This window comes from Cupriavidus sp. FW306-1B-F12B, assembly GCF_058781795.1.
This window is the reverse complement of the sequence record NZ_JBYSXC010000011.1, coordinates 13342-27716: the sequence shown is the minus strand read 5'-3', so window position 1 is coordinate 27716 and position 14375 is coordinate 13342. Positions and strand designations below refer to the sequence as shown.

The window sequence follows — 14375 nt, the reverse complement described above, 5'->3', positions numbered from 1 at the left end:
TGCCAGCCGTGCGTCCCGCCGGGGCAACAAGACAGACGCGGCATCCATGATCAGGAGACGACGATGACCCTCACACAATGCCTGCGCCGCCCGCTGACGAGGCTGACTGGCGGCCTGCTTGCCGCCGTGCTGGCCAGCCCGATCTGCGCCGGCGCGGCCGGCGCGACCGCAGCCGCGGGGGCGACCGGGGCGTCCTATCCCGCCAAGCCGATCGCACTGATGGTGCCCTATCCCGCCGGCGGCGCCTCCGACGCCATCGCCCGCGTGCTGAGCCAGCCCGTCGGCAAGCAGCTCGGCCAGACCGTGCTGGTGGAGAACCTGGGCGGCGTCAGCGGCGCCATCGGCGCGCAAAAGGTGCTGTCAGCGCCGGGCGACGGCTACTACCTGTTCCAGGGCTCTCCCAACGAAGTGATCCTGTCTCCGCTGGCCAATGCCGCGGTCAAGCTGCAGGCGGAGGACTTCCAGCTGGTGCAGCCGATTTCCACCGCGGTGCTGGCACTGATCGCACGCAAGGACCTGGAAGCCAACTCCGCGGACGAACTGATCGCCCTGGCGCGCAGCCGCAAGGACAAGCCGCTGTCTTACGGCAGCGTGGGAGTGGGCTCGCTGTACCACATCCTGGTCGAGCACATGCAGCAGCTCACCGGCACCAGGATGACCCACGTCCCTTACAAGGGCGCGGCGCCGCTGGTACAGGACCTCGGCGGCGGCCAGCTCGACTTCGCCATCGTGCCGTTCAACGCCGCGCTCGGCGCGATGGCCCAGCAGGGACGGCTGAAACTGCTCGCCACCGCGGGCGCCACCCGGGCGCCGCTGTTGCCCAATGTGCCCACCATCGGCGAAGGCAAGCTGCTGAAGAACTTCGCCTTCACGATCTGGACCGGCTTCATGGTGAAGAAGGGAACCCCGCCCGAGGTGGTGCAGCGCCTGAACCTGGCGCTCGGCAATGTCCTCAAGGATCCCGCCGTGCGCGCCGGGCTGGAAGCCCAGATGCAGACCGTGGCCACGCCGATGACGCTGCAGGAGGCGGCCCGCTTCTACGAAGGCGAGACGGCGCGCTACCGCGGCCTGGCCAAGGCCATCGGGCTGCAGCCGCAATGACGCAACGCCAATGCCATCGCATATAGAGAGGAGAGAAATCCCATGCACGCCATCCTGGAATCGCTGCGCTCCCGCGCGGACAAGTTCGTTGCGCTGCGCCGCGACATTCACCAGCATCCGGAACTTGGCTTCCAGGAGCACCGCACCAGCGACGCTGTGGCCGAGCGCCTCGCCCAATGGGGCTACGACGTGGAGCGCGGGCTGGGCGGCACCGGCGTGGTGGGCAGGCTGCGGCGCGGCAGCGGCACGCGCCGGCTCGGCCTGCGCGCCGACATGGACGCCCTGCCGATCGGCGAGGCGACCGGCCTGCCCTACTCCAGCAGCCATGCCGGCGTCATGCATGCCTGCGGGCACGATGGGCACACCGCCATGCTGCTTTGCGCCGCGGAATACCTGGCGCAGGAAGCGCAGTTCTCCGGCACGCTAAACCTGATTTTCCAGCCGGCCGAGGAAGGCATGGGCGGCGCCGTGCGCATGATCCAGGACGGGCTGTTCGAGAAGTATCCCTGCGACGCCGTCTTCGCCATGCACAATATGCCTGGCATCACGCAGGGACGGCTGGTGCTGCGCGACGGTCCCACCATGGCTTCGTCGGACTACGCCACCGTCACGGTCAGAGGCGTGGGCGGCCACGGCGCGCTGCCGCACCGGGCAGCCGATCCGCTGGTGGCCGCCGCCGGCATCGTGCTGGCCCTGCAGACCGTGGTCTCGCGCAACGTCGACCCGCTGCAGATGGCGGTGGTAACGGTCGGCGCCATGCATGCCGGCAAGGCCAACAACGTGATCCCGCAGGAAGCCACGCTGGAAATCAGCGTGCGGGCGCTCGACCGCGACGTGCGTGCCACCCTGGAGCGGCGCATCAAGGCCCTGGTGCAGGCCCAGGCGGAAAGCTACGGCGTGCGCACCGAGATCGATTACCGGCAAGGCTATGCGGTGCTCGTCAACACTCCGGAAGAGACGGAATTCGCGCGCCAGACGGCGCTCGCCTTGCTTGGGCCGGACAAGGTCGTGCCGCAAGGCCCGGCGCTGCCCGGCAGCGAGGACTTCGCCTTCATGCTGGAGCGCTGCCCGGGCAGCTATCTGCTGATCGGCAACGGCGATGGAGACAGCGCAGGCGCCTGCATGGTGCACAACCCCGGCTACGACTTCAACGACGACAACGTCGCCATCGGCGCGGCCTATTGGGCGCTGCTGACGCAACGCTTCCTGATCGACTGAGGTCGCAGATCGCTATTTCGGCGATTAGGGACTGGCCCGTCGATCGACCTGCATAGGCAGGTCGATCGACAGGTCAATGCGGAGGTCTCTGGCTTAGCACCACCAACGCCGCGGTGCCGCGGCTGCGCACGCAGGCGTCGTTGCAGTGGTCTTGCGCCGCGTCGGCGGAGGCCGCGCTGACAGCGGGCATCTCGTCCTGGCTGCCATGCGCGGTGGCAAGGTCGCCGCCCACGGCAATCGCCCAGGCCGCGCCCATCGCGGCGCCGGCCCCGGCCAGGCCCGCCGCCCAACGAAATCCGAGCCGCTTCATGCTGTCTCCTCCGCACCCTTGCTGGGTTTCCATGCTTTTGAAAGCATCGTAGTCAGCGCCGGCCCGAAACGCTTCGTCCGAGCAGACTAAGGGGTATCCCGCAGCAGCGCCGGATCGAAAGTGGCGTCGGATCGACAGGAGGGGATGGTGGACAGGGACGGATGCTGCGGCACATCGGGCCCTTGATACAGCCGGGCCAGCGCCGCGGCACAGCCGGACAGGCCAGACGGCGCCAGGTGCATGGCGTGCGCGCTCAGCAGGCCCCACAGGTGCGCCACCAGCAGGCTGGCCAGGCCGGGGGCCGGCAGCAGGTCTGCAAAGGTCGCGCGCAGGGTCTCGACGCCCGCCAGCACGCGGGCGCGCAGCGGGCAAAGCTCGCAGTCGTCGCCGCACTTGTGCTGCAGCAGCGCCGCCAGCAGGCTGACATGGCGCGCCAGGTCATCGCCATGGAGCAAGGCGGCCAGCGCCTGCTCCAGCGCGCCTGGTCCGCTGCCGGCGCGGCCCTGCGCCAGCGGCGCGAGGCGGGCGGCGAAGTCGGCTTCGGCGCACGACAGCAGCGCGCCGAGCAGCTCGGTGCGGGAATGGAAATGCCCGTAGACCGCCCCGCGCGTCATGCCGATGGCGCGGGCCACGTCGTCCACGGTGACGCAATGCAGGCCGCGGTGCCGGATCAGTTGCAGCGCGCTGGCCAGGATGCGCGTCCGCGTGACGGCGGCATCCTCGCGGGTGTGGCGGGCCATGGGCGCGGCGGGCCTACAGGAAATGCACGTCGTCCGGCCCCCAGTGGGCGCGCATGCTGCGGATGCGGCCATCTGCGCCGAACGTCATGATGTCGGTCACGTCGATGCGGGCCGGCCGCCCTTCCAGGCGGGCGTGCACGGCAAAGGTCAGCGCGGCGGCGTCGCCGTGCGAGCCGCGCGGCGGCGCCACCACCTCCAGGCGCGCGCCCAGCGCGGTAGTGTGCTGGTAGAAGGCCAGGATGGCCGGCTTGCCGGCGATCGGCTGCGCGCCGACCGGGTCTTCGACGGTGGCATCGTCGGCGTAGAGCGCGGCAACGCCCTGCGCGTCACCGGCATTGAAGCGCTCGGCATAGGCGAGCAGCGTGGCTTTCATCGCGGCGCTATCGGGCATGAGGTTCTCCTTGTCTGGTGGTTCTAGCGTGCGGTGTAGCCGCCGTCGATCACCAGCTCGGCGCCGGTGACGTAGCGCCCGGCGTCGGACACCAGGTACAGGATGCCCGCGGCGATGTCGCGCGGCTGGCCCACCTTGCCCGCGGGGGTCTGTCCGCCCAGGTAGTCGAACAGCGCCTCGCCCTGCCCCGAGGCCTGGGCCACGTGCTCGAGCATCGGCGTGCGGATATAGCCGGGATGGATCGAGTTTGCGCGAATCCCCTTGCCGGCATAGAGCATGGCATCGGTCTTGGCCATCATCCGCACCGCGGCCTTGGATGCGTGATAAGGCGGCACGTCCGGCCCGCCGGCGATGCCGTACATCGACGACACGTTGACAATGGCGCCGCCGCCGGCGCGCTCCATGTGGCCGATGGCGTGCTTGGTGCACAGAAAGGTGCCGGTCACGTTCACGGCCATGACCTGCTGCCATTGCTCAAGCGCGAGCTCATGGGTCGGCGCATTGGGCCCTTCGATGCCGGCGTTGTTCACCAGGATGCCGAGGCCGCCGAAGCGCGCCGCGATCTCCGCGAACACGCGCTTCACGTCGCTTTCGCTGGTGACGTCGAGCTTCCAGAACGCGGCCTCGCCGCCTTCGGCGCAGATCGCTTCCGCGGTGGCCTTGCCGTCGGCTTCCAGCACGTCTAGTACCGCGACCTTCGCGCCGGCCGCCGCCAGCACGCGGGCGGTTTCCGCGCCGATGCCGCGCGCGGCACCGGTGATGGTGGCAACCTTGCCGCGCAGGTCGAACAGGCTATACGGGTATTCCATGATGTCTCCTGGGTCTTCTTGTGTGGACGTGCGAGCCAATTATGCCGCCCCGCCCTGGGCGGTATCCGCCAGGAAGCCGAGACATTCACGGTTGAAATAAGCGGCGTGCTCGACCATCACCCAGTGGCCGCAGCGGTTGATCATGACGAAGCGCGCGTCGGCGCAGCCGGCCAGGAATTTGGTGGCGCCCGAGGCGGGATTGAACTGGTCCTCCGTGCCCCAGAAGCCAAGCACCGGGCAGCGGATCTCGCCCAGCCGCTCGGTCAGGTTGGGCACCTTCATGGTGGCCAGCACCTCGCGCGGCTGCTCGCGGCACACCGCCATGCGCTCATCGACCAGCGCGTCGGTGACCAGGCTGGCGTCGTGCACCAGCAGTTGCAGCAGCTGCCGCATGGTGTCCGGGTTCATGTGGCCGCCGGTAAACAGCGACACCATGCGCTGGATGCCCTCCATCTGGAAATAGGTTTCCCGCTCTTCCACGCCGCCGGGCGCCATCATCACCAGGCGACTGACATGCTCCGGGAAGTCCAGCGCGTACTTCAGCGCGATGGCGCCGCCAAGCGAATTGCCCACCAGCACGCAGCGCGGCAGCTCCAGTGCCAGCAACTGCTCACGCAGCGCGCCGACGAAGAAGTCCAGGGTGTACTCGACATCGTCCGGCTTGGACGACAGGCCATACCCCGGCAGGTCCACCACCACGGTGCGAAGGCCCGCCTCGGCGAAGGCCGGCGCGTTGTGGCGGAAGTTGCTGTGCCCGCTCGCGCCCGGCCCGCTGCCGTGGATAAACACCACCGGCTCGCCGCTGCCGGAGTCCAGGCAGTGCAGGCGCAGGCCCGTTGACGTGGTGACGAAGCGCCCGACCGGCAGGTTCGGGTGTGGGGACAAAGGCGTGTGCTGTGACGTAGCGGACATGAGGGCGTCTCCCGTGGTTTGCCCAGCATATTGCGCAGCGCCGCCAGCGCGGGCATCGTTCATTCGGACTACGATCCGGACGGCCACTTCTCCTACGATGGGCGCTCCATGCATCAAGGGGGACCCATGACAGGATTCGACTACACCGGCCAGACCGTGCTGGTCACGGGCGGCATGCGCGGCATCGGCCGCGCCATCAGTGAGGCCTTCCTGCGCGCCGGCGCGCAGGTCTTCGTATGCGGCCGCACCGCGCCCGCCGACGACAGCGAAGTGCCGGCCGCGGATGGCCGCAGCGCCCGCTTCATCCCGGCGGACATCCGCGACATCGAACAGGTCGATGCCATGCTGGCGCAGATCGCGCAGGCCAGCCCGACGCTCGACGTGGTCATCCACAACGCCGGCGGCTCGCCGTTCGCGCTGGTTGCGGAGGCCTCGCCACGGCTGCTGGAATCGGTGATCCGGCTCAACCTGGTAGCGCCGCTGCAGCTCGCGCAGCGCGCCAATGCACGCATGCAGCAACAGGCCGGCGGCGGCACGCAGCTGTTCGTCGGCAGCGTCAGCGCGCTGCGTCCTTCGCCCGGCACGGCGGCCTATGGCGCCGCCAAGGCCGGCATCCTCAATGCGGTGCGCACGCTCGCGGTGGAATGGGCGCCCAAGGTGCGCGTTGCCGCGGTCAGCCCGGGCGTGGTGCTGACCGAGACCTCGCAGCAGCAGCACTACGGCGACCCCGAGGCATTGCGCACCATGGCCGCTACGGTGCCGCTGGGCCGGCTCGCGCATCCGGACGACATCGCCGGCGCGTGCCTGTTCCTGGCATCGCCGCAGGCGTCGTACGTGTCGGGCGCCAATCTCGTGATCGACGGTGGCGGCGAGCGCCCGGCCTTTCTCGACGCGGCCTCGGTCAATCGCGGCTGAGCGGCCCGCCTGTAGGGAAACCGCCTAGTCCGTTCTGCCGATTTGTGCATGGCTGGCCCTCTCTACGCTTGCGACCAGGCGAGCGCCATTCGAAGTGCCAGGCAACGAACCAACACCGACACCACGGGGAGACCACCATGCACCATCCACAACTCGGCCCACTGAAACGCCGCAGCCGGCTGCGGCCAATCGCTGCCGCGGCGGCACTGGCCGCGCTGCTTGCAACGCCAGCGAGGGCCGGCGACACCATCGACCTTGGCCACGACACCACGCTCGACTACAGCGTCACCGCCTCCTACGGCGCGGCGGTGCGCACCGGCCACCAGAGCAACACGCTGCTGAGCCCCGCCAACATCAACGGCGACGATGGCAACCGCAACTTCAAGCGCGGCGACATGATCGCCAACCGCGTCTCGCTGTTGGGTGAAGCGCATCTCAAGCACGACGTCTTCGGCGCGCTGGTGCGCGGCAGCGTGTTCCAGGACTGGGCCTACAGCGGCACCAACTCGAACAACGCGCCGTTCACGGTCAACCATAGCGGCCCGTTCAACCAGTTCACCAACTCGGCGCAGGACTATCACGAGCACCGCGCGCAACTGCTCGATGCCTATGTCTATGGCGCGGCGCCGATCGGCAGCACGCAGCTGAGCTTCAAGCTGGGCAACCAGGTGGTCGCCTGGGGCGAGAGCCTGTTCTTCGCCAATATCGCCGGCGCGCAAGGGCCTGCCGATGCCACCAAGGCTTTCGTGCCGGGCGCCGAGGTCAAGGACATCCTGCTGCCGGTGCCGCAGGCGTCGCTGCAGCTGCAGGTCACGCCGGCATTCAGCGTGATGGGCTATTACCAGTTCACCTACAAGCCGAACCAGATCTTCGCACCGGGCAGCTATTTCAGCTCCACCGACGTGGTCGGCCCGGGCGCGGAGTTCATCATCGGGCCCGGCTTCAACATCCCGCGCGGCCCGGATATCCGCCCCTCGGACTGGGGGCAATGGGGCGTGGGCGCGCGCTTCCGCGTATTTGACAGCACCGAGATCGGGCTGTACCAGCTGCGCTATCACGACAAGAACCCGAGCGTGGTCACCTCGCTCTTTCCCACGCTGCAGTACCAGCAGAAGTTCTACGGCGGCATCAACCTGACCGGCGCCAGCTTCTCCACGCAGGTGCTGGGCGCCAACGTCGCCGGTGAAGTCAGCTACAAGGACGGCGTGCCGATGCTGGTGGACGTGGCCGGCTCGCCCACCGCGACGCGCGGCAAGGCGCTGCAGGGCCAGCTCTCCGCGATCTACTCGGTGGGCCCGACCTTCCTGGCCGACTCGCAGACGCTGCTGGGCGAAGTCGCCTACCTGCACGTGCTGGACGTGGACCCGGTGATGGGCTTCAGCAAGCTGTCGAACACCCGCAACTCGGCGGCGTTCCAGGTGGGCTGGTCGTTGACCTACAACAATGTGTTCGATGGCTGGGACATGAGTGTGCCACTCACCTACGCTCAGCAGTTCAGCGGCCAGTCGGCGGTGGCCGGCGCCTTCGGCACGCTGATGGGCTATGGCGACAAGCGCGCCAGCGTGGGGCTGACCTTCAAGTACCTGAACAACCTGGAGCTCAGCCTGACCTACGCCGCGTTCATCGGCGGGCCCAACATCGCCAACCGTCCGCTGGCTGACCGCGACTACGTGGCCTTCAACGCCAAGTACTCGTTCTGACCTTTGTCCTGACCCGAACTGCCGCGGCGCGCTGCCGCCGCGGCAGCGCGGCCCGACCCTCCCCTGCCATGAACGCCGACCTGATCACCACGCTCAGCAATGAACTCCACCATGCGCTGGTCACGCGCGCGCCGGTGCCGCCGCTCAGCGGCCGCGGACTGGGGCTCGACGTCCACGCTGCCTATCGCATCCAGCAAGGCTTTATCGCCCACCGGCTGGCGGCCGGCGACCGCGTCACCGGCAAGAAGATCGGCGTGACCAGCGCGGCCGTGCAGCAGATGCTGGACGTGCACCAGCCAGACTTCGGCATCCTGCTGCAGAGCATGCAGTACGCCGCCGGGCAGCCCATCTCCACCGATACCCTGATCCAGCCGCGCGCCGAGGGCGAGATTGCCTTCTTCCTGCGGCGCGACCTGCGCGGCCCGGGCGTGACGCGCGCCGATGTGCTCGACGCCACCGAAGCGGTGGCGGCCTGCTTCGAGATCGTGGATTCGCGCATCCGGGACTGGCGCATCCGCATCGAGGACACCGTCGCCGACAACGCGTCTTGCGGCGTCTATGTGCTCGGCGCGGAACGCGTCAGCCCGCACGCGCTGGACCTGGGCGCATGCGCGATGACGCTTGAGAAAAACGGCGAGTGCGTGGCCACTGGGCTTGGCAGCGCCGCGCTGGGGCATCCCGCCGACGCGGTGGCGTGGCTGGCCAACACCCTGGGCAGCTTCGGCATTCCGCTGCTGGCCGGCGAGACCATCCTGTCGGGTTCGCTGGCGGCGCTGATTCCGGTGCAGGCGGGCGACCGGCTGTCCATGCATATCACCGGCATCGGCGGCTGCAGCGCCGTGTTCCGCTGACTTCCACGACTTTCCTGACTTCCTGACTTTGCCAAGCGAGACCCCATGAACAAGATCCGATGTGCCCTGATCGGGCCCGGCAATATCGGCACCGACCTGCTCTACAAGCTGCGCCGCAGCGACATCCTGGAACCGGTCTGGATGGTCGGCGTGGAGCCGTCATCCGAAGGCCTGGCGCGCGCGCGCGAGCTGGGGCTGAAGACCACCAGCGACGGCATCGACGGCCTGCTGCCGCACCTGGAGGCCGACGATATCCGCATCGCCTTCGATGCCACCTCCGCCTACGTCCACGCCGAGCACTCGGCCAAGCTGACCGCGCGCGGCGTGCGCGTGATCGACCTGACGCCGGCGGCGATCGGGCCGTTCTGCGTGCCGCCGGTCAACCTGGACGCCCATATCGGCAGCAACGAGATGAACGTCAACATGGTCACGTGCGGCGGGCAGGCCACCATCCCCATGGTGTATGCGGTTTCGCGCGTGCAGCCGGTGGCCTATGGCGAGATCGTGGCAACGGTGTCGTCGCGCTCGGTCGGGCCCGGCACGCGCCGCAATATCGACGAGTTCACGCGCACCACGGCGGGCGCGATCGAAGCCGTGGGCGGCGCGCGCCAGGGCAAGGCCATCATCGTGATCAACCCGGCCGAGCCGCCGCTGATCATGCGCGACACCATCCACTGCCTGACCGACGATGCGCCCGACGTTGCCGCGATTACCGCCTCGGTGCACGACATGATTGCCGAAGTGCGCAAGTACGTGCCCGGCTACACGCTGAAGAACGGCCCCGTGTTCGACGGCAAGCGCGTGTCGATCTTCCTGGAGGTCGAGGGCCTGGGCGACTACCTGCCCAAGTATGCCGGCAACCTGGACATCATGACCGCCTCGGCGGCCCGCACCGCCGAGTGCATCGCCGCCGCCATGCGCGCCGGCAGCGCGCAAGAAACCGCCAACGCCTGAGGAGCCAGCCATGGTCCAACGCATCACCCTGCACGACATGACCCTGCGCGACGGCATGCACCCGAAGCGCCACCAGATCTCGCTGGAACAGATGAAAGGCATTGCCCGCGGGCTGGACGCCGCCGGCGTGCCGCTGATCGAGGTCACCCACGGCGATGGCCTGGGCGGCGCCTCGGTCAACTACGGCTTCCCCGCGCACAGCGACGAGGAATACCTGCGCGCGGTGCTGGGCGAACTGAAGCAGGCGCGCGTCTCCGCGCTGCTGCTGCCCGGCATCGGCACCGTCGACCACCTGCGCATGGCGCATGAGATCGGCGTGCATACCATCCGCGTCGCCACCCACTGCACCGAGGCCGATGTCTCGGAGCAGCATATCGGCATGGCGCGCAAGCTGGGCATGGATACCGTGGGCTTTCTGATGATGGCGCACATGGCACCGGTGCAGACGCTGGTGCAGCAGGCGCTGCTGATGGAAAGCTATGGTGCCAACTGCCTGTATATCACCGACTCGGCCGGGCACATGCTGCCGCACGACGTCACCGAGAAGCTGGGCGCCGTGCGGCAGGCGCTGCGCCCCGAGACCGAGCTGGGCTTCCACGGCCACCACAACCTTGCCATGGGCGTGGCCAATTCGCTCGCCGCGATCGCCTGCGGCGCCAGCCGCATCGACGCCGCCGCCGCCGGGCTGGGCGCCGGTGCCGGCAATACGCCGATGGAAGTGCTGGTGGCCGTGTGCGAGCGCATGGGCATCGAGACCGGCGTCGACGTCTACCGCATCGCCGACGTGGCCGAAGACCTGGTGGTGCCGATCATGGACCACCCCATCCGCATCGACCGCGACGCGCTCACGCTGGGCTATGCCGGCGTGTACTCGTCCTTCCTGCTGTTCGCCAAGCGCGCCGAGGCCAAGTACCGCATCCCCGCGCGCGAGATCCTGGTCGAGCTCGGCCGGCAGCGGCTGGTGGGCGGGCAGGAGGACATGATCGAGGATACGGCGATCACGCTGGCGCGCGAACGGGGCCTGCTGGTGCCGTGACGCTGTCGCCCCGGCTTCGATCAAGCCCGGCGGCGCCGCTGCGCGGCCGTGCATGGCTTTCATCACGCACCAGAGAATGGAGACAGGTTCCCATGCTTCGACTTCCCACCCGCCTGCGGCTCGCTGGCCTCGGTATCGCGGCCGCGGCACTCGCCGCCGCGGCCAGCCCCGCGCACGCGCTCAATATCCTGCTGACCAATGACGACGGCTGCGCCGCACCTGGCATCACCGCGGTCCGCAAGGCCCTGCAGGACGCCGGCCACCGCGTCATCACGGTCGGGCCGGCCAGCAACCAGAGCGGCTCGGGCGCTGCCTATGCCGTGCCCGACGGGCGCACCCGGCTGGTAGTGGATCCGCTCGCCGGCAGCGCCGACACCTTCTGCGTGCACCGGGTCAAGGCCACCTTCGTCGCAGGCGGCGCGCTCAACGCCACCAACCCGGACTACCTGGGCAGCGGCTCGCCGATTGACGCCACCGCCATGGGCCTGAAGATCGTCGGGCCGGAAAGCAGCTTCACGCCGGACCTGGTCGTCTCCGGGGCCAATTTCGGCGAGAACCTGTCGGACTCCATTCCGCACTCGGGCACGGTGATGAACGTGCTGTTCGCCGCGCGCCGCGGCGTGCCCGGCATCGCGCTGAGCGTTGGCGTGGACTTTACCGAAGCACGCACCGGCTTCGGCAGCACCGTGGCCGCGTTCCCCAAGGCCGGGGCCTTCCTGGCCCGCGTGATTGCCAGCCTGGAAGCCACGCGCGCAGCCGGCCAGCCATTGCTGCCGGTGGCCCACCCGCTGAGCATCAACTACCCGATCGCTGCCGGCGGAACCCCTGCCGGCGTGCGCCTGACCACGCCTGGCACGGTGGATTCCTTTACCACCGCCTACAAGCGCAATGCCGACAACACGGTATCGATCGACGTGGGCGCGCCGGAGACCGAAGCGGCAGCGCTGGCGCGGATCGCGGAGACGCCGGCCTTCCTGGCCAAGTTCATCACGATCTCGGCGCTTGACGTCGACTTCCGCCCGACGCCGCTGGCGCGCGGCCTGTTCAACCGCTCGCGCCGCGAGCTGGCCACCCTGGCACCTTAGGCGGAGCAACCATGGGCAAGGACCTTAGATCCTGGCGCCACCTCGTGCTCGCATGCGGGGTCGCGGCGGTCGCAGCATGCGGGGATGGCCATGCGCCGGAAGTGAGCGGCACGGCTGCCGTCGGCGCCGCGCTGGCAGGCGCCACCGTGCAGTTGCGCGATGCGCAAGGGCAAGTGCGCAACGCAACCACCGATGCCAAGGGCGCATTCCGCCTGGCCGAGGTGCCGGGCGGCGCGCTGATGGTGCGCTGCGAGGGCGGGCTTGCGCAGGGCGAGCCGAACCGCCTGCGGCTGCATGGCCTGGTGCTGGGCGGGCGCACCGTGAACTGCTCACCGCTGACCGAGCTGGCCTTGTGGAAGCTGTTTGGCGGGCCGCCGGAACAGGCGTTCGACAGTTTCGGGCAGGCGCGCGCCAGGGACCTGTCCGCCGACGCCATGGCCGAAGCGGAAGCCGCGGTGCTGGCCGCGCTGGCGGCAGGCGCCGGGGTCGATATCGACCCCGCTGCCTTACCCCGGCGCTGGCATGACACGCCGCTGGAGGCCGGCAATGCCAGCGATCCCCATGACGCCGCGCTGGATGCGCTGCGCGACGCGATTGCCGACCAGGCTTCCATGGACTTCATGGGCGAGATGGTGGTGCGCGGCGTGTGCGCGGCCGACGGAACCTGCGGGTGAGTCGGTTGCCGCTGCGCCGCCAACAGGCAGCCTGAAGCGGCCGGTTTGCCAACCGCAAACGCCGCCCCCTTGCCAGGGGGCGGCGTTTCTGCTTTTTATATCACCCCTGAATCTTTTTTTAGACCCGGAGGAAATGTGGCTCGCGCGGTGCTTTTCGGGCATATGGGCAAGTGGACCGGCCTGCCGTCGCTGCGCGTGACGGTGGCGCCGGTGTCCGCCATCGACGGCCATCTGGGTGCGGGTCTCGGCCTTCCCCGGCCTGATGGCGATCGCCGGGCTGATGGCGGGGCTGGTGGTGGCGCTGTCGCTGTTCTGGACGCCCGGCAAGCTGGCGGCACGGCGCAACGGGAGCTGACATGCGGCGCACGCTGACGGGCCTGACCCGATGGCTGCTCGCCGGTACGCTGGCCTGTGCCTCGCTGGCCGCCACGGCTGCCGGCGCCCCGGCCTGCAAGTGGGCGGACTGGGATGCCTTCAGGCGAACCCTGCTGAGCGCCGACGGCCGCGTGATCGATGCCAGCACCGAGAACCAGGCCACGGTGTCTGAAGGCCAGGCCTACGGCCTGTTCTTTGCCCTCGCGGCCAATGACCGCGCCAGCTTCGACAAGCTGCTTGCCTGGACCGAGAACAACCTCGCCCAGGGCGACCTGATCGCGCACCTGCCGGCCTGGATCTGGGGACGGCTGCCGCCGGAGCAGGCCAAATCGGCAGGCAAGGCCGCGGACAGCTGGGGCGTGATCGATGCCAACCCGGCCTCGGACGCCGACCTGTGGCTCGCCTACACCCTGCTGGAAGCCGGCCGGCTCTGGCAGGAGCGGCGCTTCACCGCGCTCGGCACGCTGATGGCCCGGCGCATCCTGCGCGAGGAAACGGCGGTGCTGCCGAGCCTGGGCCGCACCGTGTTGCCCGGCGCGCAGGGGTTCAAGCTGAGCGAGCGCCGCTGGCGCCTGAACCCAAGCTATGTGCCGATGCAGGTCATGCGCCGGCTGGCCACGCTGCTGCCCGATGAACCGGCCTGGCAGCAACTGGTGGCCAGTTCGGCCAGGCTGATGCTGGACACCGCACCGCGCGGCTTCGCGCCGGACTGGGTGGAATACGAGACCGGGCGTGGCTTCCTGCCCGATGCGCAAACGCACGCCGAAAGCGCCTACAACGCGATCCGCGTCTACCTGTGGGCCGGCATGCTGGCCAGCGACGAGCCCCAGCGCGCCGCGCTGCTGCGCACCTTCACACCGCTGGCGGACTACGTGGCGGCCAAGGGCTTCCCGCCCGAACGCGTCGATACGCAGACCGGCCAGCCCGGCCCCAACGCAGGCAACGGCGGTTTCTCCGCCGCGGTGGCGCCCTTCCTGGCCGCGCTCGGCCGCGCCGGCCAGGCCAGCGCGCAAGCGCGCCGCACGCGCGAACTGGCGCAGCGCGAGCCGCCCGGCTACTACACGCAGGTGCTGACGCTGTTCGGCCTGGGCTACCTCGACGGCCAGTTCCGCTTCGCGCGCGACGGCGCGCTCGTCCCCGCATGGAAGACCGGATGCCCCGCGCGCTGACGGCCACGTTCATGCCCGCGCTGTTTGGCGCGGCCGGCAGGCGCTAGCGAAGAAGGCGCACGGAGGCCGAGGCTGGCATGGCTATCAAGATAGCCAGCGAAGCGCCGTAATCGCTAGAATGCGCGTTAATGCGCA

At 69.2% G+C, this 14375-nt stretch carries 15 protein-coding genes; 10 read left to right on the top strand and 5 right to left on the bottom strand.

The features are described from left to right. Positions 1–63 precede the first annotated feature (63 nt). Complete coding sequence (locus AC3WLE_RS18855; RefSeq protein ID WP_492356671.1) at positions 64–1101, top strand: tripartite tricarboxylate transporter substrate binding protein; 1038 nt, start codon at positions 64–66, stop codon at positions 1099–1101. A 42-nt stretch (positions 1102–1143) separates the two neighbouring features. Then, positions 1144–2319: a M20 aminoacylase family protein gene (locus AC3WLE_RS18850; protein ID WP_492356670.1), complete on the top strand. Its 1176-nt coding sequence runs from the start codon at positions 1144–1146 to the stop codon at positions 2317–2319. Positions 2320–2392: 73 nt separating this feature from the next. Here the strand turns inward: AC3WLE_RS18850 and AC3WLE_RS18845 are convergent, their stop codons facing one another. The 5 genes from AC3WLE_RS18845 to AC3WLE_RS18825 form a co-directional block, all read right to left on the bottom strand. Beyond that, positions 2393–2629: a hypothetical protein gene (locus AC3WLE_RS18845; RefSeq protein ID WP_492320724.1), complete on the bottom strand. Its 237-nt coding sequence runs from the start codon at positions 2627–2629 to the stop codon at positions 2393–2395. 86 nt (positions 2630–2715) lie between these two features. Then, positions 2716–3369 (bottom strand): TetR/AcrR family transcriptional regulator, encoded by a 654-nt coding sequence (locus AC3WLE_RS18840; RefSeq protein WP_492356669.1) that lies wholly within the window; start codon positions 3367–3369, stop codon positions 2716–2718. A 13-nt stretch (positions 3370–3382) separates the two neighbouring features. Further along, complete coding sequence (locus AC3WLE_RS18835; RefSeq protein ID WP_492320722.1) at positions 3383–3760, bottom strand: nuclear transport factor 2 family protein; 378 nt, start codon at positions 3758–3760, stop codon at positions 3383–3385. A gap of 23 nt (positions 3761–3783) precedes the next feature. Further along, complete coding sequence (locus AC3WLE_RS18830) at positions 3784–4569, bottom strand: SDR family NAD(P)-dependent oxidoreductase (RefSeq protein ID WP_492356668.1); 786 nt, start codon at positions 4567–4569, stop codon at positions 3784–3786. A 39-nt stretch (positions 4570–4608) separates the two neighbouring features. Next, positions 4609–5481: an alpha/beta fold hydrolase gene (locus AC3WLE_RS18825; protein ID WP_492356667.1), complete on the bottom strand. Its 873-nt coding sequence runs from the start codon at positions 5479–5481 to the stop codon at positions 4609–4611. A 126-nt stretch (positions 5482–5607) separates the two neighbouring features. Here AC3WLE_RS18825 and AC3WLE_RS18820 point away from each other — a divergent pair, with 126 nt between their 5' ends. From AC3WLE_RS18820 to bcsZ, 8 genes are all read left to right on the top strand, one after another. Beyond that, a complete protein-coding gene (locus AC3WLE_RS18820) occupies positions 5608–6396 on the top strand; it encodes an SDR family oxidoreductase (RefSeq protein ID WP_492320719.1) in 789 nt (262 codons plus the stop codon). Positions 6397–6533: 137 nt separating this feature from the next. Beyond that, a complete protein-coding gene (locus AC3WLE_RS18815) occupies positions 6534–8096 on the top strand; it encodes a DUF1302 domain-containing protein (RefSeq protein ID WP_492356666.1) in 1563 nt (520 codons plus the stop codon). Positions 8097–8164: 68 nt separating this feature from the next. Further along, the gene (gene dmpE / locus AC3WLE_RS18810; RefSeq protein ID WP_492320717.1) at positions 8165–8947 is read left to right on the top strand and encodes a 2-oxopent-4-enoate hydratase; all 783 of its coding nucleotides are present in this window, start codon (positions 8165–8167) and stop codon (positions 8945–8947) included. A 45-nt stretch (positions 8948–8992) separates the two neighbouring features. Next, on the top strand, positions 8993–9901 hold the full coding sequence (locus tag AC3WLE_RS18805) for an acetaldehyde dehydrogenase (acetylating) (protein WP_153953864.1): 909 nt from the start codon (positions 8993–8995) through the stop codon (positions 9899–9901). A gap of 10 nt (positions 9902–9911) precedes the next feature. Further along, a complete protein-coding gene (dmpG, locus tag AC3WLE_RS18800) occupies positions 9912–10937 on the top strand; it encodes a 4-hydroxy-2-oxovalerate aldolase (RefSeq protein WP_035823796.1) in 1026 nt (341 codons plus the stop codon). A gap of 92 nt (positions 10938–11029) precedes the next feature. Continuing rightward, positions 11030–12022, top strand: coding sequence for a 5'/3'-nucleotidase SurE (surE, locus tag AC3WLE_RS18795; protein ID WP_492356665.1), 993 nt, complete (start codon positions 11030–11032; stop codon positions 12020–12022). A gap of 11 nt (positions 12023–12033) precedes the next feature. Next, complete coding sequence (locus AC3WLE_RS18790) at positions 12034–12696, top strand: hypothetical protein (RefSeq protein WP_492356664.1); 663 nt, start codon at positions 12034–12036, stop codon at positions 12694–12696. Between the two features lie 356 nt (positions 12697–13052). Further along, positions 13053–14240, top strand: a complete 1188-nt coding sequence (gene bcsZ / locus AC3WLE_RS18785) for a cellulose synthase complex periplasmic endoglucanase BcsZ (protein WP_492320713.1) — start codon at positions 13053–13055, stop codon at positions 14238–14240. The last annotated feature ends 135 nt before the right edge of the window (positions 14241–14375 follow it).

What these genes read in the sequence shown, in the direction of transcription:
- AC3WLE_RS18820 (WP_492320719.1), top strand. Translation starts at nt 5,608, where the DNA reads ATGACAGGATTCGACTACACCGGCCAGACCGTGCTGGTCACGGGCGGC.
- dmpE (WP_492320717.1), top strand. Translation starts at nt 8,165, where the DNA reads ATGAACGCCGACCTGATCACCACGCTCAGCAATGAACTCCACCATGCG.
- AC3WLE_RS18830 (WP_492356668.1), bottom strand. Translation starts at nt 4,569, where the DNA reads ATGGAATACCCGTATAGCCTGTTCGACCTGCGCGGCAAGGTTGCCACC.
- AC3WLE_RS18855 (WP_492356671.1), top strand. Translation starts at nt 64, where the DNA reads ATGACCCTCACACAATGCCTGCGCCGCCCGCTGACGAGGCTGACTGGC.
- AC3WLE_RS18815 (WP_492356666.1), top strand. Translation starts at nt 6,534, where the DNA reads ATGCACCATCCACAACTCGGCCCACTGAAACGCCGCAGCCGGCTGCGG.
- dmpG (WP_035823796.1), top strand. Translation starts at nt 9,912, where the DNA reads ATGGTCCAACGCATCACCCTGCACGACATGACCCTGCGCGACGGCATG.
- AC3WLE_RS18840 (WP_492356669.1), bottom strand. Translation starts at nt 3,369, where the DNA reads ATGGCCCGCCACACCCGCGAGGATGCCGCCGTCACGCGGACGCGCATC.
- AC3WLE_RS18825 (WP_492356667.1), bottom strand. Translation starts at nt 5,481, where the DNA reads ATGTCCGCTACGTCACAGCACACGCCTTTGTCCCCACACCCGAACCTG.
- surE (WP_492356665.1), top strand. Translation starts at nt 11,030, where the DNA reads ATGCTTCGACTTCCCACCCGCCTGCGGCTCGCTGGCCTCGGTATCGCG.
- AC3WLE_RS18835 (WP_492320722.1), bottom strand. Translation starts at nt 3,760, where the DNA reads ATGCCCGATAGCGCCGCGATGAAAGCCACGCTGCTCGCCTATGCCGAG.
- AC3WLE_RS18845 (WP_492320724.1), bottom strand. Translation starts at nt 2,629, where the DNA reads ATGAAGCGGCTCGGATTTCGTTGGGCGGCGGGCCTGGCCGGGGCCGGC.
- AC3WLE_RS18790 (WP_492356664.1), top strand. Translation starts at nt 12,034, where the DNA reads ATGGGCAAGGACCTTAGATCCTGGCGCCACCTCGTGCTCGCATGCGGG.
- AC3WLE_RS18805 (WP_153953864.1), top strand. Translation starts at nt 8,993, where the DNA reads ATGAACAAGATCCGATGTGCCCTGATCGGGCCCGGCAATATCGGCACC.
- bcsZ (WP_492320713.1), top strand. Translation starts at nt 13,053, where the DNA reads ATGCGGCGCACGCTGACGGGCCTGACCCGATGGCTGCTCGCCGGTACG.
- AC3WLE_RS18850 (WP_492356670.1), top strand. Translation starts at nt 1,144, where the DNA reads ATGCACGCCATCCTGGAATCGCTGCGCTCCCGCGCGGACAAGTTCGTT.